General features: G+C 74.8%; 20 protein-coding genes and 2 pseudogenes. 16 read left to right on the top strand and 6 right to left on the bottom strand.

Annotated features, from left to right (window positions below; all coding sequences use genetic code 11):
• The first annotated feature begins 203 nt into the window (after window positions 1-203).
• On the top strand, window positions 204-1,034 hold the full coding sequence (locus tag ACFY7H_RS11470) for a DUF2182 domain-containing protein (RefSeq protein ID WP_388936580.1): 831 nt from the start codon (window positions 204-206) through the stop codon (window positions 1,032-1,034).
• Between the two features lie 138 nt (window positions 1,035-1,172).
• Window positions 1,173-1,844, top strand: coding sequence for a DUF1326 domain-containing protein (locus ACFY7H_RS11465; protein WP_388937484.1), 672 nt, complete (start codon window positions 1,173-1,175; stop codon window positions 1,842-1,844).
• A 2-nt stretch (window positions 1,845-1,846) separates the two neighbouring features.
• Here the strand turns inward: ACFY7H_RS11465 and lysA are convergent.
• Together lysA and ACFY7H_RS11455 are read right to left on the bottom strand one after the other, a co-directional pair.
• Window positions 1,847-3,176 (bottom strand): annotated as a pseudogene (lysA, locus tag ACFY7H_RS11460) (diaminopimelate decarboxylase); the annotation flags it as partial.
• 13 nt (window positions 3,177-3,189) lie between these two features.
• The gene (locus ACFY7H_RS11455; RefSeq protein ID WP_388936578.1) at window positions 3,190-3,615 is read right to left on the bottom strand and encodes an SAV_915 family protein; all 426 of its coding nucleotides are present in this window, start codon (window positions 3,613-3,615) and stop codon (window positions 3,190-3,192) included.
• 674 nt (window positions 3,616-4,289) lie between these two features.
• On the opposite strand from ACFY7H_RS11455, the gene ACFY7H_RS11450 reads away from it, so the two are divergent.
• The 7 genes and pseudogenes from ACFY7H_RS11450 to ACFY7H_RS11420 all read left to right on the top strand — a co-directional run.
• Complete coding sequence (locus ACFY7H_RS11450) at window positions 4,290-5,090, top strand: class II aldolase/adducin family protein (protein ID WP_388936575.1); 801 nt, start codon at window positions 4,290-4,292, stop codon at window positions 5,088-5,090.
• 94 nt (window positions 5,091-5,184) lie between these two features.
• Window positions 5,185-6,186: an ABC transporter permease gene (locus ACFY7H_RS11445; RefSeq protein ID WP_388936572.1), complete on the top strand. Its 1,002-nt coding sequence runs from the start codon at window positions 5,185-5,187 to the stop codon at window positions 6,184-6,186.
• Between the two features lie 52 nt (window positions 6,187-6,238).
• Window positions 6,239-7,783: an FAD/NAD(P)-binding protein gene (locus ACFY7H_RS11440; RefSeq protein WP_388936570.1), complete on the top strand. Its 1,545-nt coding sequence runs from the start codon at window positions 6,239-6,241 to the stop codon at window positions 7,781-7,783.
• The gene (locus tag ACFY7H_RS11435; protein WP_388936568.1) at window positions 7,780-8,223 is read left to right on the top strand and encodes a tyrosinase family oxidase copper chaperone; all 444 of its coding nucleotides are present in this window, start codon (window positions 7,780-7,782) and stop codon (window positions 8,221-8,223) included. Before ACFY7H_RS11440 ends, ACFY7H_RS11435 begins: the two co-directional genes overlap by 4 nt.
• Window positions 8,224-8,251: 28 nt before the next feature.
• Window positions 8,252-9,118: a tyrosinase family protein gene (locus ACFY7H_RS11430; RefSeq protein ID WP_388936565.1), complete on the top strand. Its 867-nt coding sequence runs from the start codon at window positions 8,252-8,254 to the stop codon at window positions 9,116-9,118.
• Window positions 9,119-9,174: 56 nt separating this feature from the next.
• Complete coding sequence (locus ACFY7H_RS11425; protein WP_388936563.1) at window positions 9,175-9,627, top strand: MoaF N-terminal domain-containing protein; 453 nt, start codon at window positions 9,175-9,177, stop codon at window positions 9,625-9,627.
• Between the two features lie 71 nt (window positions 9,628-9,698).
• Window positions 9,699-10,991, top strand: a pseudogene (locus ACFY7H_RS11420) (amino acid permease); the annotation flags it as partial.
• Between the two features lie 168 nt (window positions 10,992-11,159).
• Here ACFY7H_RS11420 and ACFY7H_RS11415 read toward each other — a convergent pair.
• Window positions 11,160-11,366 carry a LuxR C-terminal-related transcriptional regulator gene (locus ACFY7H_RS11415; RefSeq protein WP_388937482.1) on the bottom strand — a complete coding sequence of 69 codons (207 nt, stop codon included), beginning with the start codon at window positions 11,364-11,366 and terminating at the stop codon, window positions 11,160-11,162.
• A 920-nt stretch (window positions 11,367-12,286) separates the two neighbouring features.
• Here ACFY7H_RS11415 and ACFY7H_RS11410 point away from each other — a divergent pair.
• From ACFY7H_RS11410 to ACFY7H_RS11400, 3 genes are all read left to right on the top strand, one after another.
• The gene (locus tag ACFY7H_RS11410; RefSeq protein WP_388936560.1) at window positions 12,287-12,667 is read left to right on the top strand and encodes a nuclear transport factor 2 family protein; all 381 of its coding nucleotides are present in this window, start codon (window positions 12,287-12,289) and stop codon (window positions 12,665-12,667) included.
• A gap of 458 nt (window positions 12,668-13,125) precedes the next feature.
• Window positions 13,126-15,252, top strand: coding sequence for a tetratricopeptide repeat protein (locus ACFY7H_RS11405; RefSeq protein WP_388936558.1), 2,127 nt, complete (start codon window positions 13,126-13,128; stop codon window positions 15,250-15,252).
• On the top strand, window positions 15,249-16,838 hold the full coding sequence (locus tag ACFY7H_RS11400) for a phytoene desaturase family protein (RefSeq protein WP_388936556.1): 1,590 nt from the start codon (window positions 15,249-15,251) through the stop codon (window positions 16,836-16,838). Before ACFY7H_RS11405 ends, ACFY7H_RS11400 begins: the two co-directional genes overlap by 4 nt.
• Window positions 16,839-16,874: 36 nt before the next feature.
• Here ACFY7H_RS11400 and ACFY7H_RS11395 read toward each other — a convergent pair whose 3' ends face one another.
• On the bottom strand, window positions 16,875-18,041 hold the full coding sequence (locus ACFY7H_RS11395; RefSeq protein WP_388936553.1) for an FAD-dependent monooxygenase: 1,167 nt from the start codon (window positions 18,039-18,041) through the stop codon (window positions 16,875-16,877).
• Between the two features lie 80 nt (window positions 18,042-18,121).
• Between ACFY7H_RS11395 and ACFY7H_RS11390 the strand changes: the two genes are divergently transcribed.
• The 4 genes from ACFY7H_RS11390 to ACFY7H_RS11375 all read left to right on the top strand — a co-directional run bounded on the left by ACFY7H_RS11390 (window position 18,122) and on the right by ACFY7H_RS11375 (window position 20,309).
• Complete coding sequence (locus tag ACFY7H_RS11390; RefSeq protein WP_388936551.1) at window positions 18,122-18,730, top strand: TetR/AcrR family transcriptional regulator; 609 nt, start codon at window positions 18,122-18,124, stop codon at window positions 18,728-18,730.
• Between the two features lie 81 nt (window positions 18,731-18,811).
• Window positions 18,812-19,195, top strand: coding sequence for a VOC family protein (locus tag ACFY7H_RS11385; protein ID WP_388936548.1), 384 nt, complete (start codon window positions 18,812-18,814; stop codon window positions 19,193-19,195).
• A complete protein-coding gene (locus ACFY7H_RS11380; protein WP_388936546.1) occupies window positions 19,192-19,869 on the top strand; it encodes a DinB family protein in 678 nt (225 codons plus the stop codon). Before ACFY7H_RS11385 ends, ACFY7H_RS11380 begins: the two co-directional genes overlap by 4 nt.
• Before the next feature lie 11 nt (window positions 19,870-19,880).
• Window positions 19,881-20,309 (top strand): DUF4180 domain-containing protein, encoded by a 429-nt coding sequence (locus ACFY7H_RS11375; RefSeq protein ID WP_388936543.1) that lies wholly within the window; start codon window positions 19,881-19,883, stop codon window positions 20,307-20,309.
• Here ACFY7H_RS11375 and ACFY7H_RS11370 read toward each other — a convergent pair.
• Together ACFY7H_RS11370 and ACFY7H_RS11365 are read right to left on the bottom strand one after the other, a co-directional pair.
• Window positions 20,233-20,649, bottom strand: a complete 417-nt coding sequence (locus ACFY7H_RS11370) for a CPCC family cysteine-rich protein (RefSeq protein ID WP_388936539.1) — start codon at window positions 20,647-20,649, stop codon at window positions 20,233-20,235. The two genes, ACFY7H_RS11375 and ACFY7H_RS11370, sit on opposite strands and share 77 nt — an antisense overlap.
• Before the next feature lie 69 nt (window positions 20,650-20,718).
• A complete protein-coding gene (locus tag ACFY7H_RS11365; protein WP_388936536.1) occupies window positions 20,719-22,521 on the bottom strand; it encodes a serine hydrolase in 1,803 nt (600 codons plus the stop codon).
• Window positions 22,522-22,818 lie beyond the last annotated feature (297 nt).

The following is a 22,818-nucleotide window of genomic DNA, read 5'->3' as shown; positions in this document are numbered from 1 at the left end:
GCGCAAGCGTGCGCGATACCGCAGATATCATTTTCAGCCGATGTTCATATTTCAACCTGTTGATTGTTGGCTCGAACATGTTAGCGGAGTGATGTGGCTCCGCTCATGGGGTCGGCCGGGCCGCACCAGGGATCGCCGGACCACCGGTTCTGTGCTGAGCTGGGAGGGTCCTCGGGCAACCGCGCGCCCCCGGGAGGCGCACCATGACGCACGTCCGTCCCGGCGCACCCGCGCCGAACCGGCCCGGAGTCCTGCTGCCGGGGCGCGAGCTGGCGGTGGGCTGGACGCTGATGGTGCTGATCGCCGTACTCGCCTGGGCGGCCACGGTCGGCCAGGCCCGGGGGATGGGGACCGGGCCCGGCAGCAGGGGCATGGCGCTGCCGCTCTTCCTCGCGCTGTGGGTGGTCATGATGGCGGCGATGATGCTGCCCTCGGTGGCGCCCGTGGCCCTCACCTGGGTGCGCGGCATCGGCCGCCGCTCGGCGGGCCCCGCCCGCGCACTGCGCACCGCCGAGTTCGTGAGCGGCTACCTGCTGGCCTGGACCGGTTTCGGGCTGCTGGTGTACGGGGCGCTGACCGTGACCGGGCGCCTGGTGGAGGCCGCTCCCGGGGCGGCGCGGTGGATCGGCGCGGGCGCCTTCCTCCTCGCGGGGCTCCAGCAGTTCGGCCCGCTGAAGCGGGTCTGCCTGCGGCACTGCCGCAACCCGATGTTCCAGCTCGCCCGGTACGCGCGCTACCGGCGATGGGCCAAGGACCTGCGGGTCGGCGCGCACCACGGCCTGTACTGCGTCGGCTGCTGCTGGGGCCTGATGATCGTCATGATCCCGCTCGGGGTGATGAACGTGGCCGCTATGGCGGCCGTCGCCGCGGTGATCTTCCTGGAGAAGCTCTGGCGGCAGGGCCCGTGGCTGGCCTGGGCCGTGGGCCTCGTCTTCCTCGTGCTGGCGGCCCTCGCCCCCTTCCAGGACTGGCTGCTGCCGGGACTGGACCCGGGCCCGCCGATGGGGGAGATGGAGATGCGCCGGATGGGGTGACCGCTTCCGCCGGGGCGGCGGCAGGAGGAGAATCGAGCTGATGATCCGTGCCGCCGAACGCGGGCGGCGGTGTCCGCCCGGCACATGGCGGGCCCTCCGCGACGCCCGCCCGGTGCGGGGTCACGTGGAGGCGATGAGATGTCCGAGACCACAGCGACCGTCCCGGCCTGGCACGCGGCCGGGGACTGGTTCGACACGTGCAGGTGTGATGTTCCGTGCCCCTGCTCCTTCGCGCAGCGGCCCAGCTACGGCGAATGCGACGGAGTCCTCGCCTGGCACATACGCGAGGGCAACTACGGTGACGTGACGCTCGACGGCCTGAACGTCCTGATGCTCGGTTCCTTCGTCGGGAACGTGTGGGCGGAGCACAGTGACACGTACGCGGCGATCTTCCTCGACGAGCGCGCCGACGAGGCCCAGCGCCAGGCACTGCAGATGATCTTCGGGGGCCGGGCGGGCAGCTGGCCGGCCGAGATGGTGGCCATGATGGACGCCGAGATGCGCGGCCTGGACTTCGCCCCCGTCCACATCGAGGTCGACGAGGACCTCGGCGGCTGGAGGGCCACCGTCCCCGGCCGGGTCGAGGCCGGCGCGGTGGCCCTCACGGGTCCCACGACCCCGGAGGGCGCGCGGGTCCAGTCGACGAACCTGCCGGGCTCGGAGACCGGGCCGGGGCAGGTCGCCACCTGGGGCCGCTCGACCACGGACCGGGCCGACGCCTTCGGATTCCACTGGAGCAGGGAGGGCCAGTCCAGCAAGCACATCACCTTCGACTGGACCGGACCCGACGGCACGGGCGCGGGACGCTGATCCCCGATGTCGCGGCTGCGGAAGTCGTCCAGGGTCTCGCGCCTGACGAGGAGCCGCGCCACGTCCCCGCGCACCGCGACCACCGGCGGCCGGCCGACCATGTTGTCCCCGGAGGCCATGGACAGCTGGTAGGCCCCGGCCACCGGTACGGCGAGCAGGTCGCCGGGGTGGACGTCGTCGGGCAGGGGAACCCCGGCGGCGAGGACGTCACCGGCCTCGCAGTGCCGGCCGACCACGGTGGCCGTGCCGGGGCCGGCCGTGGAGGCGCGGGCGGCCAGCCGGGGCGCGTACCGCACCCCGTACAGGGCGGGCCGCGGGTTGTCGCTCATCCCGCCGTCCACGGCCACGAACACGTCGCCCCGGGTGCGTTTCACCGCGAGCACCCGGTACAGGGCGACCCCGGCCGGACCCACGACGGCCCGCCCCGGCTCGATCGCGAGCCGGGGCACGGGCAGAGCGGCGGCGGCGCAGGCCCGGGCGAGGCCGGTGCGCAGCCCGCGCGCCAGCGGGGCCACGTCCAGGGCCGGTTCCCCGGGGCGGTACGCGATGCCGTGCCCGCCGCCCAGGTCCAGCTCGGGCAGGGCGGCCCCGTGGGCGTCGCGGACCTCGGCCATCAGCTCCACCATGCGGCGCAGCGCCACCAGGCAGGGGCCGACGGCGGTGATCTGGGAACCGATGTGGCAGTGCAGCCCGGTGAGTTCCAGCTGCGGCTGGGCCAGGATCCGGTCGACGGCCCGCCGGGCGCTGCCGTCGGCGGCGGACAGCCCGAACTTCTGGTCCTCCGTACCGGTACGGATCTTCGCGTGGCCGCCGGCGCGGACACCCGGCACCACCCGCACCAGGACCCTCTGGCGGCCCCGGGGTCCCACGGCGGCGGCGATGCGGGCTATCTCGGAGGGGCTGTCGATGACGATCCCCCCCCACGCCGAGCCGCAGCGCGGCCCCGATGTCCCGGGGCGACTTGGCGTTGCCGTGCAGCACGATCCGCTCGGCGGGGAACCCCGAGGTCACGGCGAGTTCCAGTTCCCCGGCGAAGCACACGTCGAGGCCGAGGCCCTCCTCCCGGACCCAGCGCACCATCGCGCGGGAGAGGAAGGCCTTGGCGGCGTACAGGACGGCGGCTCCGGGGAAGGCGTCGCGGTAGGCGCGGCAGCGTGCGCGCACCTCGCCCTCGTCCAGTACGTACGCCGGGGTCCCGAACCGTTCGGCGACGTCCGCCAGCGGCACCCCGCCGACGGCCAGGCCGCCGCGGGCGAGCACGGTCGTGGAGGCGGGCCAGACGGACAGGTCACCAGCGCCCGCCGACACCTCGGGGACGGCTGCGATGGTCATGGCGCCCTCCCCTTCAGGCGGTCCGCGCGGCGGAACCCGACGCCCGGGGCGCGGGCACCGAGGGCGCCGGCGAGGACGCGGGCGCCGGCGGAGCGGGCACAGCGGCCGCCGCCGCGGGCGCCGCCGCGGGCGCGGCGGACGGCGCCGGGGTGACCCCCGGAGCGGTCAGGACCGGGTCGACGGTGAGCGGCGTCACCCCGAGCGGCTCGGCCAGCGCGCGCAGCGCCGCCTCCGAGAGCCGGATCCAGGGGTGCCCGGCCCCCAGCACGGCGGCGAGCCGGTCCGGCCCGGTGAAGCCGACGGCGGTACGGGCGCCCAGCGGGGTGCGGAACAGGCGTACCACCACCTCCGCGCCTCCCGGCCGGACCGGTACGTACAGGGGTCCGGCCGGGACGCGTTCCTCCGGCTCGGGATCGTCCTCGTACGAGTACACACACATGAGGTCTTCTCCTGGAGGAACCACGAGCGGCGGACGGGGCCCCGGGCAGCGGGGAGGCGTCCCGGGGCACGCCACCGAGGCTAGGCCGTCTCTTCCGGATCTTGCTCCCCCAGCTACCGCTGGGAGGTGCCCCCAGACCCGCGACGCCTGGCACGGCACCTCGCCGCGTTGTGTCGGCACAGCCGAGTACGTCCAGTACGCGCGCTGTGCCTCCGCCTTGCGGGGCACCGCACCAGACGCCGCGGGCTTGACCGGCAAGACCCGGAAGAGACGGCCTGGGCCCGCATCCGGCCTCGTGCGTCCATCCCCTGACGGGTCGTTGACGCCGCCCGGTCCCATCCTGACGGCCCGTTGACACCGCCCGCGCCGGTCCCGCCGGAGCGCGACGGCCCCGCCGGGCATGATCTGTGCCGCTATGCCCGTAATCAGGCCCGCTGCGCAAACGTGAAACGCACGCTTATGAAGCCGTGCGGAGCCTTTGGAGGCCGAAAAACCACCCCGGCGTGGGACAGGATTCAGGTGCAGGAGCTGATGCCCTCCCGAGCCGCCACACCCCAGCTGACCAGGGGTTTAGGCGCACCTTCCCCGACCCGTCGCCAGGCTTCGCCCTGCCCCGGCGCGGCCGGGGGAGCAGGGGCCGGCAGGCCCGAAACCGACCATCCAGGAGACAAGACGTGTCCACCACCGCACACGAAGCCTTCCTCGCCGACACCCACACCGGTCTGCCGATCCCCGCGGACCCGGTGTTCGCCTCCGCCGAGGAGGAGCGCCGCCACCGCAAGCGGCGACTGGCCGCCGCCATGCGACTGTTCGGCAAGGCGGGCTACGCCGAAGGGATATCCGGCCACATCTCGGTCCGCGACCCCGAGGACCTCGACACCTTCTGGGTCAACCCCTTCGGCGTCTCCTTCAGCCGCGTCCGCGTCGCCGACCTGATCCGCGTCGACTCCTCGGGCCGCGTCGTCGACGGCACCGGCAAGGTCAACCCCAGCGCCTTCACCATCCACTCGAAGATCCACGAGCGGCCCGGGGCCGACGCCATCGCGCACGGCCACACCGTCCACGCCCGCGCCCTCGGCGCCCTCGAACGGCTGCTGGAGCCCTACGACCAGGAGTCCGCGGCCTTCTACCAGGACCAGGTCCTCTACGGCGACTACGACGGCCCCGCCATCCGGATCGAACACGGCCAGGACATCGCCGACCGCCTCGGCGCCAAGCGCGCCATGCTGCTCCGCCACCACGGCCTGATCACCGTGGGCGGCTCCCTGGAGGAGGCCGTCCACTGGTTCTTCACCTACGAGAGCTGCGCCCAGGTGCAGTTGCTGGCCCTCGCCGCGGGCCGCCCCGTCCCGATGTCCCACGAGCAGGCCCTGCTGGCCCGGGACGGCTTCGGTGACGAGCAGCTCGGCCGCTACAGCTTCCAGATCATGTGGGACGAGATCACGGCGGAACAGCCCGACCTGCTCGACGAGTAGCCGCCGGCGCCCCGGCGCCCCGGCCCGCCCGCCTGCCCGGCCGGTCCCGCCCGGCCGCCCGCCTGCCTGCCGCACCAGATCCCAGGAAGCAATCATGAGTTCGACCGCCTCACCACGCGCGGAAGCGCGCACCATCCTCGTCATCGTCGCGATCGTGCAGTTCGTCATCGGCGGCTGGTTCTCGTGGTCGGCGTCCCACGCCGCCCCCCGGGACCTGCCCGTCCTGGTCGTCTCCGCACCGGGCGCCCCCCAGAGCGCGGAGCAGCTCGCCGACCGGCTGCGCGAGGCCGCTCCCGGCGCCTACGACGTCGGGACCGCCGCCGGTGTCGAGGAGGCCGACGCCGCCCTGCGCGACCGCAAGGCGTACGGGGCCCTGCTGCCCACCGCCGGCGGACTCGAACTGCGCCTGGCCTCCGCCGCCTCGCCCACCGTCGCCCAGACCCTGACCGGGCAGGCGCAGGAACTCGCCGGCGGCCCCGTACGCGTCACCGACGTGGTGCCCGCGGACCCCGACGACCCGCACGGCGCGGGCCTTTCCATGGGCTTCCTGCCCCTGCTGATCACCGCCGTCATCGCCGCCCTGCTCTTCGTCCTCAAGGTGCGCGCCGCCGGCGCCAAGTTCCTCGGCGTCATCGGCTTCGCCCTCGCCTCCGGACTCCTCAGCTCCCTGATGCTGACCCACCTCAGCGGGGTGGCGCCGGGCGGCTACTTCGTCAACGCCGGGATCGTGGCCCTGCTGGAGCTGGCCATGGTCTCCCTGATCACCGGGCTCGGCTCGCTGATCGGCCCGCCCGGCATAGCCGTCGGCGCCGTCCTGATGTTCGTCGTCGGCAACCCGCTCTCCGGACTGGCCTCGGCCCCGGAGATGCTGCCCCAGCCGCTGGGCTCGATCGGCCAGTTCTTCCCGGCGGGGGCCGCCGCGACCCTGCTGCGCACCGCGGGCCCCTTCGACGGCGCCGGTGCCGGCGGCCCGGTCCTGGTGCTCGTCGTCTGGGCGCTGATCGGCCTCGGCCTGCTCTACGCGAGCTCCCGCCGCCGCCCCGCCGCCGCCCCCACGGCCGCCGCCGCCGAGCCGCAGCCCGCCCCCGCGCACTGACGGCGCCCCCGCGGGCGCCCCTCCCGCCGACTCCTCTCCACGAAGGGTGACCATGACCATCGACACGAACGACCGCCCGCCGACGCGCATCGGCCTGGTCGGCGGAGGGGCCGCGGCCGTCTGCCTGCTGGACCGGCTCTCCCGCACCCAGGGCCGCGGCCGGGGCTCGATCACCGTCTTCGAACCCTCGGGCGCCCTGTGGCGCGGCCGCGCCTACCAGCACGACGCCGACACGGTCCTCGCCAACATCATCCCGGCGGAGATGAGCGCCCGCACCGGAGACCCCGACGACTTCCTGAACTGGCTGCGCGCCTCCGGACTCCCGTACGGGCAGGGCGATTACGCCGCGGACGGTTATTTCCCGCCCCGCCGGGTGTTCGGCAGCTACCTGGAACGCACCGCCGAGAACGCCGTCGGCGAGCTCTCCCTCGGCGGCTGGCCCACCGGCATCGTCCGCGACGCGGTCGTCGCCGCCCGCGAGGTTGGGGAGGAGGTGGTGCTGACCACCCGGGACGGCCGCACCCACGCGTTCGACTACGTGGTCTGCGCGGTCGGCGCCGGCCGGCCCGCCGACCACTACGGACTCGACGGCAGCCCGGGCTACTTCGGCGACCCCTACCCGCTGCGCACCACGGTCGCCGCGATACCCGCGACCGCCGACGTCACCGTCCTCGGCACCGGCCTCGCGGCCGTGGACACCGTCGTCTCCCTCGCCGCCCGCGGCCACCGGGGCCGGATCACCATGGCCTCCCGCAACGGCGCCCTGCCCGCCGTGCGGCAGCGCCCCGTCTTCCCCGAGATCCGGCACTTCACCCCCGCCGCCCTGCACGCCCGCGCCGCCGCGAACCACGACGGCCGGCTCGCACTGGACGACGTACTGGAACTCCTGGAACGGGAACTGGCCGCACACGGCGCCGACCCCTCCGCGGTGGTCGCCGAACTGTCCTCCCTGGGCACCGAAGCCCCCCTGGAGCGGCTGCGCCGCCAGTACGAGCGCATCGACGAGGCCGACACCGGCATGCGGGTCATGCAGCACGCCGTCCCCGAGAGCGGCCCCGACGCCTGGACGCTGCTGCGCACCGCCGACCAGGAATTCATCCGGGAGCACCACTACCGGGCCGTGATGAGCCTGTGCTGCCCGATGCCCCCGGCCAACGCCCGCAAGCTGCTGGAGCTCGACGAGGCGGGCGGCCTGCGCGTCGTGCGCGGCCTGTGGAACGTCAAGCCCCTGGCCGGAGACGGCTTCCACATCGGGGCCGACGGAGGGGAGTACGAGAGCGACGTCGTCGTCAACGCCGTCAGCGCGCCCTCCCACCGGGTCCCGGCGCAGGCCCGCCCGTTCGTCGACTCGCTCGTCGAGGACGGCATCGGCGAGTACCACCCGCACGGCGGCCTGCACATCGAACCGTCCACCAGCCGGGCCGTCGGCGCCGGCCGGCCCCACCGGCGGATGCACGCGATCGGCGACATGGGCGCCGGGACCCTCTTCTTCACCTCCGGCATGCCCTCCGTCCTCGAACGGGCCGACGACATCGTCCGGGCGGTCCTCGAGGACATCACCGCACCGGCCACCGCACTCCAGGAGCAGCGCGCATGAACACCATCACCCGCAGGGACATGATGCGGGCCGCCCTGACCACGGCCGCCGTCGTCGGCACCAGCGCCGCCGTCGCGCCGATCGTCCTGGCCGACCCCGCCCCCGCACCGGCCGGCGCACCCGCCGGGGCCGGCACCGCCGCCGCGCCGGCCCCCCTCCCCGGCAGCTTCGACGAGGTGTACCGGGGCCGGCGCATCCAGGGCGGACCGGCGCCCGTGCGCTACGCCTCCGCCCGGAACGCCGGCGCCCCGGCCCCGGGCCCCGGCATCGAGGTCAGCATCGACGGCCGTCCGCTGCACGTCATGCGCCGCGCCGACGGCAGCTACCTGAGCCTGGTCAACCACTACCAGTCCTTCCCCACCCCGCTGGAGGTGGCGCGGGCGGCGGTGGACGAGATCGGCACCGCGCAGCTCTCGACGGCCCGGCTGCACCACCACTGACGTCCGACAGAGCGAGGAACAAGCACACGTGTACACGCGCAAGAACCAGAAGGACCTGGACGCCGACGAGCGGGCGAGGTTCGTGGCGGCCCTCCTGGAGGTGAAACGACGCGGCGTCTACGACGAGTTCGTCCGGCTGCACGGCCAGTACTTCGTCTCCGACGGCGAGGGCGGGCAGCGGGTGGGGCACATGTCCCCCTCCTTCTTCCCCTGGCACCGCCAGTACCTGCTGGAGTTCGAACGCGCCCTCCAGCAGGTCGACCCGAAGGTGACCCTGCCCTACTGGGACTGGACCACCGACCAGTCGCCCACCTCGGGCCTGTGGGCCGACGACTTCCTCGGCGGCAACGGCCGCCCCGGCGACCGCCGGGTCATGACCGGCCCGTTCGCCTTCGACCGGGGCGACTGGCCGGTGAACGTGGGCGTCACCGAGGAGAAGTACCTGATGCGCGACTTCGGCCGCCCCGCCGACCCGGTCGCACTGCCCACGCCCGCCGAACTCGCCCGGGCCGTCGACGACCCGGTGTACGACTCCGCGCCCTGGGACTCCACCGCCACCACGGCGGGCTTCCGCAACAAGCTGGAGGGCTGGACCGTGGGGGAGAAGGAGGGCTGGCACAACCACAACCGGGTCCACCTGTGGGTCGGCGGCCAGATGACCGGCGGGACCTCGCCCAACGACCCCGTCTTCTGGCTCCACCACACGTTCATCGACCTCGTCTGGGCCCGCTGGCAGCGCGAGCATCCCGGATCCGGCTACGAGCCGCGCCGGCCCCTGCCCGCCACCGACCCCCAGCACGGCCGGGTCATCAGCCTCGACGAGCCCATGTCCCCGTGGCGGGTGCGGCCCTCCGAGCTGCTCGACCACACCCGCTTCTACCAGTACGCGCAGTGACGCGCCCCGCGCGCCCGCTGCCCGCACCCCGTCACCACCACAGAGAAGGAACCGTCATGCGCCTGCGCACCACCGTCCCGGCCCTCGCCGCCACCGCCCTGATCGCCCTCGCCGCGGCCCCGTCCGCCCAGGCGGCGGCCCCGGCTCCGGCCGCCGCTGCCACCGCACGGCCGGCCGCCGCCGTCCCCGCCTTCGCGGGCCACACGTACGTCCTCACCCTCGACAACGGCGCCGTCCTGCGGAACTCCTACTCCGCCGACGGCACGACCCTCGACTGGACCGCCCTGGAAGGCCCGATGGCCGGCCGCAGCGGCCAGGAGCGGCTCTCCGTCCGCCAGGTGGGCGAGGGCCTCTACTTCGTCAACTGGGTCGAGGCCTCCGGCATGACCGTCAGCCACGTCATGGACCTCGGCCACTCCACCGTCAGCGTCTACTGGACGTACGCCACCCCCGACGGCGGCCGCGCCGGCGAGCTGCACACCGCGACGCTCGAGCGCGTCTCTTCTTGACCGACACCGTGACGCGGGGCCGGCGCCACGGACGCCGGCCCCGTCCACGTCCGTACCCGGGGGAACCGCACATGTCCGCTCCACTCACCCAGACACCCCGGCCGCCCGCGGCCCGGGCCCCGGCCGACGGGGAGCTCGCCGGCGCCCTGCGCCCACGCCACCTGACCATGCTGGCCCTCGGCGGGGTCATCGGCGCCGGGCTGTTCGTCGGCTCCGGAACCGGCCTGCGGGTCGCGGGCCCGGCCATCATCCTGTCGTACGCGCTCGCCGCCGCCCTGGCCCTGCTGGTCATGAGGATGCTCGGCGAGATGGCCGCGGCCATGCCGGCCAGCGGCTCGTTCTCCGTCTACGCCGACCGTGCCCTGGGCCGGTGGGCCGGCTTCACCGCGGGCTGGCTGTACTGGGCCGTGACCGTCATCGCGATCGCCATCGAGCTGATCGCCGCCGCGACCATCCTGCACCAGTGGGTCCCGGCCGTACCGCAGTGGGCGATCGCCCTCGCGGCCCTGGCCGTCTTCACCCAGTCCAACATGCTCTCGGTCTCCTCCTTCGGGGAGGCCGAATTCTGGTTCGCGGGCATCAAGGTGGCCGCCATCATCGCCTTCCTCGCCCTCGGCGTGGCCGCCCTGTGCGGCGCCGTGCCCGGGGTCGAGTCGCCCGGCATGACCAATCTGACCGGCCGCGGCGGCTTCCTGCCGCAGGGCTGGGACAGCGTCGTCGCGGGCCTGCTGACCGTGGTGTTCGCCTTCGGCGGCATGGAGGTCATCACCATGGCCGCCGCCGAGTCCGGCGACCCCGCCCGCTCCGTCACCAAGGCGGTCGGCAGCGCCATCTGGCGGATCAGCCTCTTCTACCTCGGCTCGATCGCCGTGATCGTCACCCTGCTGCCGTGGGACGCGGCCACGCCCGGCCGCAGCCCCTACGTCGCGGTCCTCGACCGGCTCGGCATCCCGGGCGCGGGGCGGCTGATCGAGGTCGTCGTGCTCATCGCCCTGCTGTCCGCGATGAACGCCAACCTGTACGGCGCCTCGCGCATGGCGCACTCGCTCGCCGCCCGGGGCGAGGCCCCGCGCGTCCTGCTGCGCACCTCCGCCCGGGGCGCGCCCCGGGCGGCCGTCGCGGCGTCGGCGGCCTTCGGCTTCGTGGCGATCGCCCTCGACCACCGCTGGCCGGAACGGATCCTGCCGTTCCTGGCGAAGGCCATGGGCGGCTCCATGCTTTACATGTGGCTGACCGTGGCCGCCGCCCACCTGGTGCTGCGCCGCCGGCTGGAGCGGGACTCCCCGCACCTGCTGGTGGTGCGGATGCGCGGCTTCCCGTACCTGTCCTGGCTCGCGGCGGCCGGCATCGTGGCCGTGCTCGTGCTGATGGCCCTCGACCCCGGGGCGCGCGGCCAGTTGGGCTGGTCGACGCTGCTGGTCCTGGTGCTGCTGGCGGCAGCGGGCGTACGGGCGCTGCGCGCGCCGCGCTCGGAACTGAGCGGACCCGGCCGGGGTGTCCCGGCCGGGCCTCAGGTGCTCGACGGGTGGGGATCAGGCCGGCAGCGGGGCGCAGTCCGGCTCGGCGCGCTCGTCCGCGGGCAGCAGCCCGCTGGTGGCGATGAGGTAGCCGAGCTGGGCCCGGCTGCGGCTCTGCAGGGTGGCGGCGATCCGGCTCACGTGGGCGGCGACGGTCCGCCGGCTGGTGCCGAGGCGGCGGGCGATCGCCTCGTCCGTGTGACCGGCCACCAGCAGGCGCATCACGGCCCGCTGGATCTCGTCGGCGATGTCGGGCTCCACGGTGCGCGAGGCACCCGGGTCGATGGTCGAACCCCGTTCCCAGGCCTCCTCGAAGACCCGCACGAGGAAGGAGACGATGGAGGGCTGCCTGATCTCCAGCACCGAGGTCCGGCCCTCGCCGGGGCCCGGGACGTAGGCGACGGCCCGGTCGATGACGATCAGCCGGTCGAAGACGTGGTCCAGGGTGCGGACCTCGCATCCGGCCTCCGTGAGCCGTTCGATGTGGCGCAGCGTGGCCGCGTGGGTCCGGGCGGCGTGCGGGTACAGGGTGCGGTGCCGCACGGCACCGCGTACGTGGTCGAGCTCGTCCAGGTCGTACGAGACGCGCGAGCCCCCCGGCTGCACCGTCATCAGTTCCTCCCGGCACTCGCGGACCGCGTGCGCGAGCGTGGAGTGGACGACCTTCTCCCCGTCGATCGCGGTGGCCCAGCCGGTGTGTTCGCGTTTGGCGGCGGTGTAGATCGCGGCCACCGGTACGAAGCTCCCGGCGATGGCGTGCGCGTCCAGCCGCTGCCGTTCCAGCGACTGCTCGATGGGGCGGACGAGTTCGGCCTTGGCGACGTCCGGCGCCACGGGCACGAGGACGGTCGGGTCGTCCGGCGGAGCGACGAGCAGTCCCATCCGCAGGAGACAGGCGGGTGCGCCTTCCCTGGGCGTGCATCCCTTCACGACGGCCTGCCGGTAGACGGTCAGGCCCTCACCGCATACGCCGCCCCCTGTGTCCGCGGAGCGGTCACCTTCACAACATTCCCCCGGGTACTGCCTTGCATGATCCTGCATGGCCTCATTATGCACTTCGAAAAGTAGCCGGTATCGGTACTTAGGCTGTCAACATGGTGTCTTAATAAGTTATTGACCATGGAACCGGAGGTAACGGGCGTATGTCGAACCGTTTTGGGGTACTCGCCGACATCCTGGAGGAGTGGCGCGCGGCCTTCGGGGAGCGCCGCGTCGACGACATCGTCGCCCTCTTCGCCGATGACGCCCTCTTCCAGGGCCTGTCCCCCAGGCTGCTGAACGGCCGGGCGGAGATACGGACCTACTACGAGAACGTCCCGCCCGGCACCACCGCCACCGTGGAGGTCCTGCACTCCCGCCCCGTCGCCGCCGAGGCACTCGGCGGGTTCGCCACCGTCACCTTCCGGACACCCACCCCCGAGGACCTCGCCGGGACCCCGCTCACCGTCCGCCTCTCCGTCCTCGCCCAGCACACCGGAGACGGCTGGCGGATCCGCCAGTACCACGTCTCGCGGCTGGCCTGAGGCGCGTGGGGGCGGGCTTCCCGGAGCGAGGGGGCCGCGCCCGCCCCGCCGCCGCACCCCCGCCGCCGCACCCCGCCCCGCCGCCGGGCCGGCGCCGGTGCTGCCGGGGACTCCCGCGCGCCCCGCCCGTACCCGCGTACCGCGTCCCTGGCCGAAATCCATTGGGGCGCCGGCCCGTTGGCCGCCGCCCACGGATCCCTGCCCCACCGGCCGCACCAGCCGTACGGACACCCCGCACCGGCCCCGGGCGCGGTCACCCGCCGCCTGCGCCCCACGCGCCGCGTGCTGCGCAGCATTCCCGCAGGTCCGCCCCGGCGGCCGCCTCCAGGTCACATCTTGAGAGCGATGCGCCGACTCGGCCCCGGCACCCGCCCCTCCGCGTACACACTGCGAACATCAGCGGCCATACTGGACCGGCCGGGGAGGGCGCGGCACGACGACGGGGGCGGCTTTAAGACATGGCGGAGTCCAGACTGATCCAGGGCCGGTACCGGTCACTCGATCTGATCGGGCGCGGCGGCATGGGCGAGGTGTGGCGTGCCCGCGACGAGTCGCTCGGCCGGCAGGTCGCGGTGAAGTGCCTCAAGCCCCTCGGCCCGGAACAGGACGCCCACTTCACCCAGGTCCTGCGCGAGCGCTTCCGCCGCGAGGCGCGCGTCGCCGCCTCGCTCCAGCACCGGGGCGTCACCGTCGTCCACGACTTCGGCGACGACAGCGCCTCCGGCGGGCCCCTCTACCTGGTCATGGAACTCCTCGAGGGACGCAACCTCAGCCAGCTCATGGAGGAGAACGAGGCGCGTCCGCTCCCCGTCGACGTGGTCCTCGACATCGCCGAGCAGATGGCCGCCGCCCTCGGCTACACCCACGACCAGGGCGTCGTCCACCGCGACCTCAAGCCCGCCAACATCATGCGGCTCACCGACGGCACGGTGAAGATCTGCGACTTCGGCATCGCCCGCCTGGCACACGACATCGGCTTCACCGCCAAGCTCACCGGCGGCGGCATGGCCATGGGCACCCCGCACTACATGTCGCCCGAACAGATCGCGGGCGGCGAGGTCGACCACCGCAGCGACCTCTACTCCCTCGGCTGCGTCCTCTACGAGATCGCCACCGGAGCCCCGCCCTTCGACCTCGGCGACTCCTGGTCCGTGCTGGTCGGCCACCGCGACACCGCGCCCCTACCGCTGCGGGACCACCGTCCCGAGCTGCCCGGCTACTTCGAGCGGCTCGTGCTGGACCTGCTGGCCAAGCGTCCCGAGGACCGGCCCGGCGACGCCCGCCACCTGCACCGGCGCCTGGTCGAGTCCCGCTTCGGCCCCGGCGGGCGGCCCACCGCCCAGCCCCCGCTGCCCGCCTGGGCGGCGGGGATGACCGCCGGACGCAAGGCCGGCGTGGACGCCCGCCCCGCCAGCGGGGAGTGGGCGCTGCTCACCGGCTCCTGGACGGCGGCCCCCTCCGCCACGACGGGCTCCGGTTCCGGTTCCGGTTCCGGCTCCGGTCTCGCGGTTTCCGGCTCCGCTTCCGGTACCGCCGAGCACCGCATCGGCCGGCCCGCCCCCGCCGAGGACCCCCGGCTCACCGCCGCCTACGGGCTGGCGCTGCGCACCCCGCCCGCCGGAGAGCCCGACGCGCTCGCCGCCGGCCACACCCGCGCCTTCGCCCTCAGCCGCGCCGGCCGGCCCGAGGAGGCCCTCGCCGTGTACGCCGCCGTGGCACAGGGCCGGGCCCGGGTGCTCGGCCCCGACCACCCCGAGACCCTCGCCGCCCGCCAGGAGGAGGCGTACGAACTGGGCCGCCTCGGCCGCCACGGAGAGGCCTACGAGATGTACCGCGCGGTGCTGGCCGCCCGCGTCCGCACCGCGGGCCCGCTCCACCCCGACACCATGCGCTGCCGCCACAGCCTGGCCTGCGCCCTGAGCGCCCTCGGCCGGCACGCCGAGGCCCACGCCACCGCCGCCGAGGTGGCGGCCGACCGCGCCGCCGTGCTCGGGGCCGAGCACGCGGAGACCCTGCAGAGCCGTTACGAGGCCGCGTACGCCCTCGGCCGGCTCGGCCGCTGGCAGGAGGCCCTGACCGGCTTCCGCCAGGTCGCCGCCGCCCGGGAACGCGTACTGGGCCGGGACCACCCCGACGCCCTCGCCGCCCGCTACGAGACCGGCATCGCCCTGGGCCGCACCGGCCGGACCGCAGAGGCCCTCGACCTGTTCCGCTCCCTGGTCCGCGACCGCACCCGCGCCTACGGCGCCGCCGACCCGGAGACCCTGCGCGCCCGCCACGTCCTCGGGGTCAACCTGGGCCGCCTCGAACGCTGGGAGGAGGCCGTCGCCGAGGCCCGCGAGGTCGGCGCGGCGCGGGCCAGGGTCCTCGGCGCGGAACACCCGGACACCCTGGTCAGCCGCCGGGAACTCGCCGTCGGCCTGGGGCGGCTCGGCCGCTGGGACGAGGCACTGCCCATCTACCGGGACCTGTCCGGCATCCGCGAACGCTCCCTCGGCGACGAGCATCCCGACACGGTCCTCGCCCACGCCGACGAGGCGCACTGTCTGGAGCGGCTCGGCCAGGTGTGCTACCAAGAGCCATGACCGCCAACTCAGGTTCCCGGGGCCTCGCGCAGGACGTGTACGACGCGGTGATCGTGGGAGGCGGCCACAACGGCCTCGTCGCCGCCGCCTACCTGGCCCGCGCCGGCCGCTCGGTACTGGTCCTCGAACGGCTCGGCCACACCGGCGGCGCGGCCGTCTCCACCCGCCCCTTCGCCGGGGTCGACGCCCGGCTCTCGCGCTACTCCTACCTGGTCTCGCTGCTCCCCGCGAAGATCGTCCGGGACCTGGGGCTGCGGTTCGCGGTACGGCGGCGCACGGTCTCCTCGTACACGCCCTTCGAGCGCGACGGCCGCCCCGGCGGACTCCTCGTCGGCGGCGGCGAGACCCGCACCCGGGAGTCCTTCGCGAAGCTCACCGGCTCGGACCGGGAGTACGAGGCGTGGCGGGACTTCTACGGGACCACCGGCCGGCTCGCCCGCAAGGTCTTCCCCACCCTCACCGAACCGCTGCCCACCCGTGCGCGGCTGCGGGCCAGGATCGACGACGAGGCGGCCTGGCGGATGCTGTTCGAGGAACCGCTCGGGCGGGCGCTGGAGGAACGCTTCGCCGACGACCTGGTCCGGGGCGTGGTCCTGACCGACGGCCTGATCGGCACCTTCGCCGACGCCGACGACCCGTCACTCGTACAGAACCGCTGCTTCCTCTACCACGTGATCGGGGGCGGGACGGGCGACTGGGACGTGCCCGTCGGCGGCATGGGAGCCCTCACCGACGCGCTGGGCGCGGCCGCCCGGGCGGGCGGCGCCCGGATCGCCACCGGCCACGAGGTCCTGCGCATCCACACGGACGGCACCGCCCCGGCCGAGGTCGTCTTCCGCACGGCGACGGGCGAGGGCACGGTCGTGGCACGCACCGTGCTCGTCAACGCCTCCCCCCGGGCGCTGGCCGAACTCCTCGGCGAGACCCCCGACACCGGCGCCACGGCCCCCGAGGGCGCCCAGCTCAAGGTCAACATGCTGCTGAGCCGGCTGCCCCGGCTGCGCGACACCTCGGTGGACCCCCGTGAGGCCTTCGGCGGCACCTTCCACGTCGCGGAGGGCTACGAGCAGCTCAGGCGCGCCCACGGCGAGGCGGCGGGAGGGGAACTGCCGTCCGTGCCGCCCTCGGAGCTCTACTGCCATTCGCTGGCCGACCCCTCGATCCTCGGGCCGGAGCTCGCCGGTCAGGGCTACCAGACCCTCACCCTCTTCGGCCTGCACACCCCGGCCCGGCTCTTCGAGAAGGACAACCGGCAGGCCCGCGAGGTGCTGCTGACCGCCACCCTGGCCCAGTTGGACGCCCACCTGGCCGAGCCGCTCACCGACTGCCTGGCCTTCGACGGCGACGGGCGCCCCTGCATCGAGGCCAAGACCCCGCAGGACCTGGAGCGCGAACTGCGGCTGCCGGGCGGGCACATCTTCCACCGGGACCTGTCCTGGCCGTACGGGGACGAGGCGGACGCGGGGCGCTGGGGCGTGGAGACCGCCCACGGCAACGTCCTGCTGTGCGGTGCGGGGGCGGTCCGGGGCGGCGGCGTGAGCGGGATCCCGGGCCACAACGCGGCGATGGCGGTACTGGGCCGCTGAGCCGCTTGCGCGTCGGCCGGGAGCCCGGGGCGGTCTTCATTCAGGGAGGGCCGGCGGGGCCGGGAGCGTGAAACCGTCGAACAGGTCGTCCAGCGCTCGCCGCGCGGCGCTCGCCGGGGCGGCCCGGAGGGCGAGGTCGCGCGCGGCCACCGCCAGCGGATGGGTGAGGGCGGCCACCCGGCCCATCCGGCGGGCCCGGACCCGGATGGCGTCGGTACGGGCGAGCCTGGCCCGGGTGTAGGCGGCCAGGGCGGCCGGTACGTCGCGGCCGCGCAGCAGGTGGGCCAGGACGACGGCGTCCTCGACGGCCTGGCAGCCGCCCTGGCCGAGGTTGGGGGTCATGGCGTGCGCGGCGTCGCCGATCCAGGCGGTGCGGCCGTCGTGGAGCCGGGGGAGCGGCGCGGCCAGGTCGTACAGGTCGTGCTGGAGCACCGCCGCCGGGTCGATCCGCGCCAGCAGGGCGGGGATCGGATCGTGCCAGGTGCCGAAGCGCCGCAGCAGTTCGCCCCGGACGTCCGCGGGCCGGTACCCCTCGGGGACAACGGCGGTGGCGTACAGGTAGACCCGCCCGTCGGCGAGCGGGACCGTCCCGAAGCGCTCGCCCCGGCCCCAGGTCTCGGCCGCTTCGGCCGCCGGCCCGGACGGCAGCACGGTCCGCCAAGCGGTCTCCCCGGCGTAGTGCAGGCCCGGGTGGTCCGGGAAGTGGCGCCGGCGCAGCGCGCTGTGGATGCCGTCGGCGGCGACCACGGTGTCGGCGGTGAGGTCCCCGGCGGCGGTACGGACCACCGCGCGGCCGCCGTCCCCGTCCACGGCGGTGACCCCGGCCCCGTACACCAGGGTGCCCCCGGGCAGCGCCTGCGCCAGCGCGGCGGTGAGGGCGGCGCGGTGGACGGCGAGCGGGGGCCGGCCGTAGCGGGCGGCCAGTGCGGCGGTGTCGGCGCGGCTGAGCCGGGCGCCGTCGGGGCGGCGCACGCCGAGGGAGGCCGGGACGGCGCGGCCCGCCGCGCGGGTGGCGTCGAAGCCGATGGCGTCGTAGGCGCGCAGGGCGTTGGGGGCGAGGACGATCCCCGCGCCGACGGCCGCCGGTGCGGCCGCCCGTTCGCAGACGGTGACCCGCCACCCCTGGCGGTGCAGGGCCAGGGCGGCGGTGAGACCGCCGATCCCGGCACCGGCGACGACGGCGTGACGCGGGGTTTCGGGCATGGCACGGCCTCCTGCCTTGACGGCGGTCCTCTACATCCGTAGAGGGCTCTGCCGCCACTCTACAGCTGTAGAGTGGCGGCATGTCCACCCCGGAGAGCCCGCCCCCCGCCGCCGACCGCCGGACGCTGATCGCGGACACGGCCATCGCCCTCGTCGCCGCCGCAGGACTGCGCGGCCTGACGCACCGGGCCGTCGACGGCGCCGCCGCCCTTCCGGCCGGCAGCACCTCGTACTACTTCCGCACCCGGACCGCGCTCATCGGCGCCTGCTACCGCCGCCTCGCCGAGCTGGACCTCGCCGACCTCGACGGAGCCGGCCCGCCGCAGACCCCGCAGGACCGGGACGCAGCCGCGCGGCTGCTCGGGACGCTGCTGCACCAGTGGCTGACGCGGGGGCGCGAACGGCAGCTGGCACGCTTCGAGCTGAGCCTGGAGACCGCCCGGAACCCGGAACTGGAACCGGCCCTCCGTCAGGCGGGCCTCGCCGCCCGCGCCCGCGCCGCCGCCGTCCTCGCGGCCCTCGGCGCACCCCGGCCGGGGGAGTCCGCCGAGCTCCTGGCCGCCTGGACCGACGGCCTGCTCTACGACCGCCTCGCGGGCGCCCTCGCCCACGCCCGTCCGGCACCGGACCCGGCCGAACTGACCGCCGTCGCCCGCCGGATGATCGACGCCGCGCTCGCTCCTGCCTGAGGGCCGTCCGTGATGCGGCGAGGTCCGCGGCCGGCGCCGCGCGCCCGCCGGGGATCACGGGGCAGCCCTTAGGATCCCGACATGATCGCCGAACTGCAGTGCGTGGTACTGGACTGTCCACAGCCATTCGAACTTGCCCGCTTCTACGGGGAGTTGCTCGGAGGGGAGGTCAACCGGCCCGACCGGCGCTGGACCCTGGACGAGCACTGGGCCACGCTCCACACCCCGTCCGGAGCCGTCCTCGCCTTCCAGCAGGTCACCGACCACCGGCCGCCGCGGTGGCCCGACCCCGCCCACCCCCAGCAGGCCCACCTGGACCTCGCCGTCGCCGACCTCGACCGCGCCCAGGAACAGGTCCTCGCCCTCGGTGCCACCCTCCTCGACGACACCCCCGACGCCCGGGGCTGGCGCGTCTACGCCGACCCCGCCGGACACCCGTTCTGCCTGATCCGGGAGGGCCAGTGAGCGCGTCCCGCCTGGCCCCGCTGATACGGCAGTTCACGTTCGCGTCCACGCGCCTGTCCGACCGCCTGGCGGGGCCGGTGATGGACAGCGGCGACGGTACGGACACCCGGGTGGTGCCCATGACCGACGAGGAGTACCTCTGGGAGCCGGTGGCCGACTGCTGGTCGGTCCGGCGGCGCACGGACGGCCCGGGGCCGCGCGCGACCCTCCTGGCCGGTGCCCGCACGGGCGAGTGGGGCCGTGACGCGGCCTCCTACCCGCACCCCTGGCCGCCGCCCCTCACCACCCTCGCCTGGCGCCTGAGCCACCTGACGGAGATGCTGACCCTGCGCGCCGACCACACGGCCGGCACCCGCCGCCTCACCCGCGACGACCACCCCGTCACCGGCGACGCGGCCGGCGCCGTGGCCGCGTTCGCGACCGCCGCCGACGCCTGGCACACGGCGCTGCTGAGCGTCGACGAGGCCGCGCTCGACACCGTCGGGTACTGCACCTACCCGCACGGCAGCGACGCCGAGGAGCCGTTCGTCGACATCGTGTGGTGGGTCAACCAGGAAGTCCTCCACCACGGCGCCGAGATCGCCCTGCTCCGCGACCTCTACCGCGCCCGCCGCTCCCCGGACGGCGGCCGGGGCGCCGGAAACACCTCGCCCGCACCCGGGACCAGCACCTAGTCTCGGTCCGCATGAGCACCCTGAGCACCATCCACGACGTGCCCGTCCTGCTGTGCGACCCGGAGGGCGAGCGGATCGGCGGCGAACGGGACGTCCTGGACCTGGTGGGCAACGCCGCCTGGCAGGGCGCCCGCTGGGTCGTCGTCCCGGCCGGACGGTTCGACGAGGCGTTCTTCCGGCTGAGCACCCGGATCGCCGGCGACATCGTCCAGAAGTTCGTCAACTACCGCGTGGGCCTCGTCGTCCTCGGCGACATCTCCCGCCACACGGACACCAGCACGGCCCTGCGGGACTTCGTCCGCGAATGCAACCGGGGCGGCCAGACCTGGTTCCTCACCGACCTGGAGGAACTGCGGGAGCGGCTCAAGAGCCAGGCGGGCCCGCTGGCCGGCCCGTTCCGGGATCGCCGCGCGGATACAGCGTCTGCGCGGGTGGACTGAACTCACGGGAGACGCCTCCCAACTCAGCCAGGCCTGGAACCTGGCGTCGTGCTTCCGACCGCCACAGACCCTCACCGCCGCGCGTCACGGACTCATCGCCCGTCTCGGCCACTTCTTCAAGGTAGTCCAGCCGGGCCTGCGTCAAGCTCAGCGAACCGTTGGGCCCACCTCGGACAAGGTGTGCGTCCGCGTCGCCTTGTCCGTCATCCTCCCAGCCGCACTCTGGACAGATCTCGAAGTTGGCCCGCTCCTCCAGGGTCCGCTCGAAGCAGCAGGGGCAGGTGACAAGGCCGTTCGCAGGGTCATTCGAGGGGGCGGGGGGTGGATCCACAGAGGTCATGGTTGCATCGTTCCGTTCTCACGGGTGATCCACAAGAAGCGGCTTGGGCCCGGCCCCCCCCGCGGGCCGTCAGTCCGGCGAACGGGTCCAGCCGGACGCCTCGACGCGGGACGCGTCCGCCGGGCGGTCCTCCGAGAAGAGGAGGCCGGCCGGTTCGGCGACGCGCAGGACGTCCACGTACACCCCGCGCCCCACGTAGCGGCCGGTCGAGGCGTGGCGGAAACGGATGCGGGTCTCGCGGCCGGCCGTCCAGGCGGGCAGGGGGGCTTCGAGGCGGTGCCAGACGCGGCCCGACCAGCCCCCGGCCGAGCCGGTCGGCCACTCTTCGGGGGCGCCGCCCGTGGTGCGGACCGTGCTGAAGGGGAGCGGCTCCCAGACGGCGCCGTCGGCGGAGACCTCCACGTGGAAGGCCCCCGCGCCGGGCACCGTGTCCCACCACACCGCGCAGCGCAGGCGGGCCCGCGCCGTGGCGGGGGTCAGCGGGGGCAGGGTGAGGGTGCCCGAGCCGCCGGCCTCCATGCCCGAGAACCAGGCGGGGCCGCCGTGCTTCGTACGGACCGGCACGGCCCGGGCGAAGCGGTTGCCGGCCGCGACGCGGGGCGCGCTGCCGGCCCGCCAGGTCCGCACGGGGTGGACGGAGTTGCCGAGCAGGATCAGGAAGGAGTCGGTGGAGGGGTCCAGGACGAGGGAGGTGCCGGTGAAGCCGGTGTGCCCGGCGGAGTGCGGGGTGGCCATGGCACCCATGTACCAGTGCTGGTAGAGCTCGAAGCCGAGGCCGTGGTCGTCGCCGGGGAAGGCGGTGTTGTAGTCGGTGAAGAGCAGTTCGACGGAGGCTGGGCGCAGGATGCGCCTGCCCGCGTAGACCCCGCCGTCGAGCAGGGCGCGGGAGAGGACCGCGAGGTCCCAGGCGGTGCCGAAGACACCGGCGTGGCCGGCGACCCCGCCGAGGGCGTACGCGTTCTCGTCGTGGACCTGCCCCCACACCAGCCCCCGGTCCAGGCCCGACCAGGGCGGGCGCTGCACCTCGGTGGCGGCGGTGACCCGGCGCCACGACAGGGGTGGGTTGTAGCGAGTGCGGTGCATCCCGAGCGGAGCGGTGATCTCGTCGTGGAGCAGGGCATCCAAAGTGCGGCCGGTGATCCGTTCCAGGAGCAGGTGGAGCGCGATCAGGTTCAGGTCGGAGTAGCGGTACACCGTCCCGGGGGTTTCCTGCGGCCGCACCGACCACAGCAGGCGCAGCTGCCCCTCGCGGGTGGACTCCTGGTAGAAGGGAGCCCACGAGCGCAGCCCCGAGGTGTGGGTGAGCAGCTGCCGGACCGTCACGGCCTCCTTGCCGCCCCCCGTGAACTCCGGCAGGTACCGGTCCACCCGGGCCTCCAGCTCCAGGCGGCCCCGCTCGATCTGCTGCACGGCCAGGATCGCGGTGAACAGTTTGCTCAGGGAGGCCAGGTCGAAGACGGTGTCCTCGGTCATCGCGATCCGCTCGGCCGCCGGGAACTCCACCGCCCGGTCGGTGCGGCCGTCGTAGTCCGCGTACCGCACCGCGTCGCCCATCGCCCGGTGCAGGGCGATGGTCCGGCCGCGCCCCGCGAGCACCACGGCCCCCGCGTAGTACGGGTGCTCGGGGGAGGGGCGGAGGAAGCGCCCCGCCTCCTCCGCGACCCCCTCCAGGTGCCGCTCCAGCAGCCCGGCCTGGCGCGCCGATCCGTAACGCAGCCGCAGGCCCTGGAGGGCGCGTCGCTCGGCCGCGCCGCCCGCCGCCCCGGCCGGTGACCCCGGCAGCGCCGCGTGCAGCACCAGCACCCCGCCGAGCGCCAGCAGCCGCGCCCCAAGACGCCGCCGACTCAGCCCCGAACCAGGCCCGCCCCCCACCCGGGGCCCGGCCCCGGCCCTGACGCCGTGCCCGGTCCCGGCTCCGACGCCGTGTTGCGCTCCGAGGTCGGCCCCGGCTTCGGGCCCGACGCCGGCCCCGGCCCCGGTTGCGCGTCCGTTTTCCGGTCCGCCGTCGTCCCGCAGCCCGCGAGGCGTCTCCGCTTCCGCTCCGGCCCCCGTGTCTCCCACCATGATCGGCCTCCTGTCGGCTCCGAACCGTCCGCTGCCCGCCGCGTGTTGCCCGCCCGCCGCCCTACGCCTCCGCGGCCCGCCACCGCCCCGTGCCCCGGGCCCGGG

The sequence above is a fragment of the Streptomyces sp. NPDC012794 genome, assembly GCF_042901085.1.
Lineage (GTDB): Bacteria > Actinomycetota > Actinomycetes > Streptomycetales > Streptomycetaceae > Streptomyces.
The sequence above is the reverse complement of the archived record's forward strand: the minus strand, read 5'-3'. Positions and strand labels throughout refer to the sequence as shown.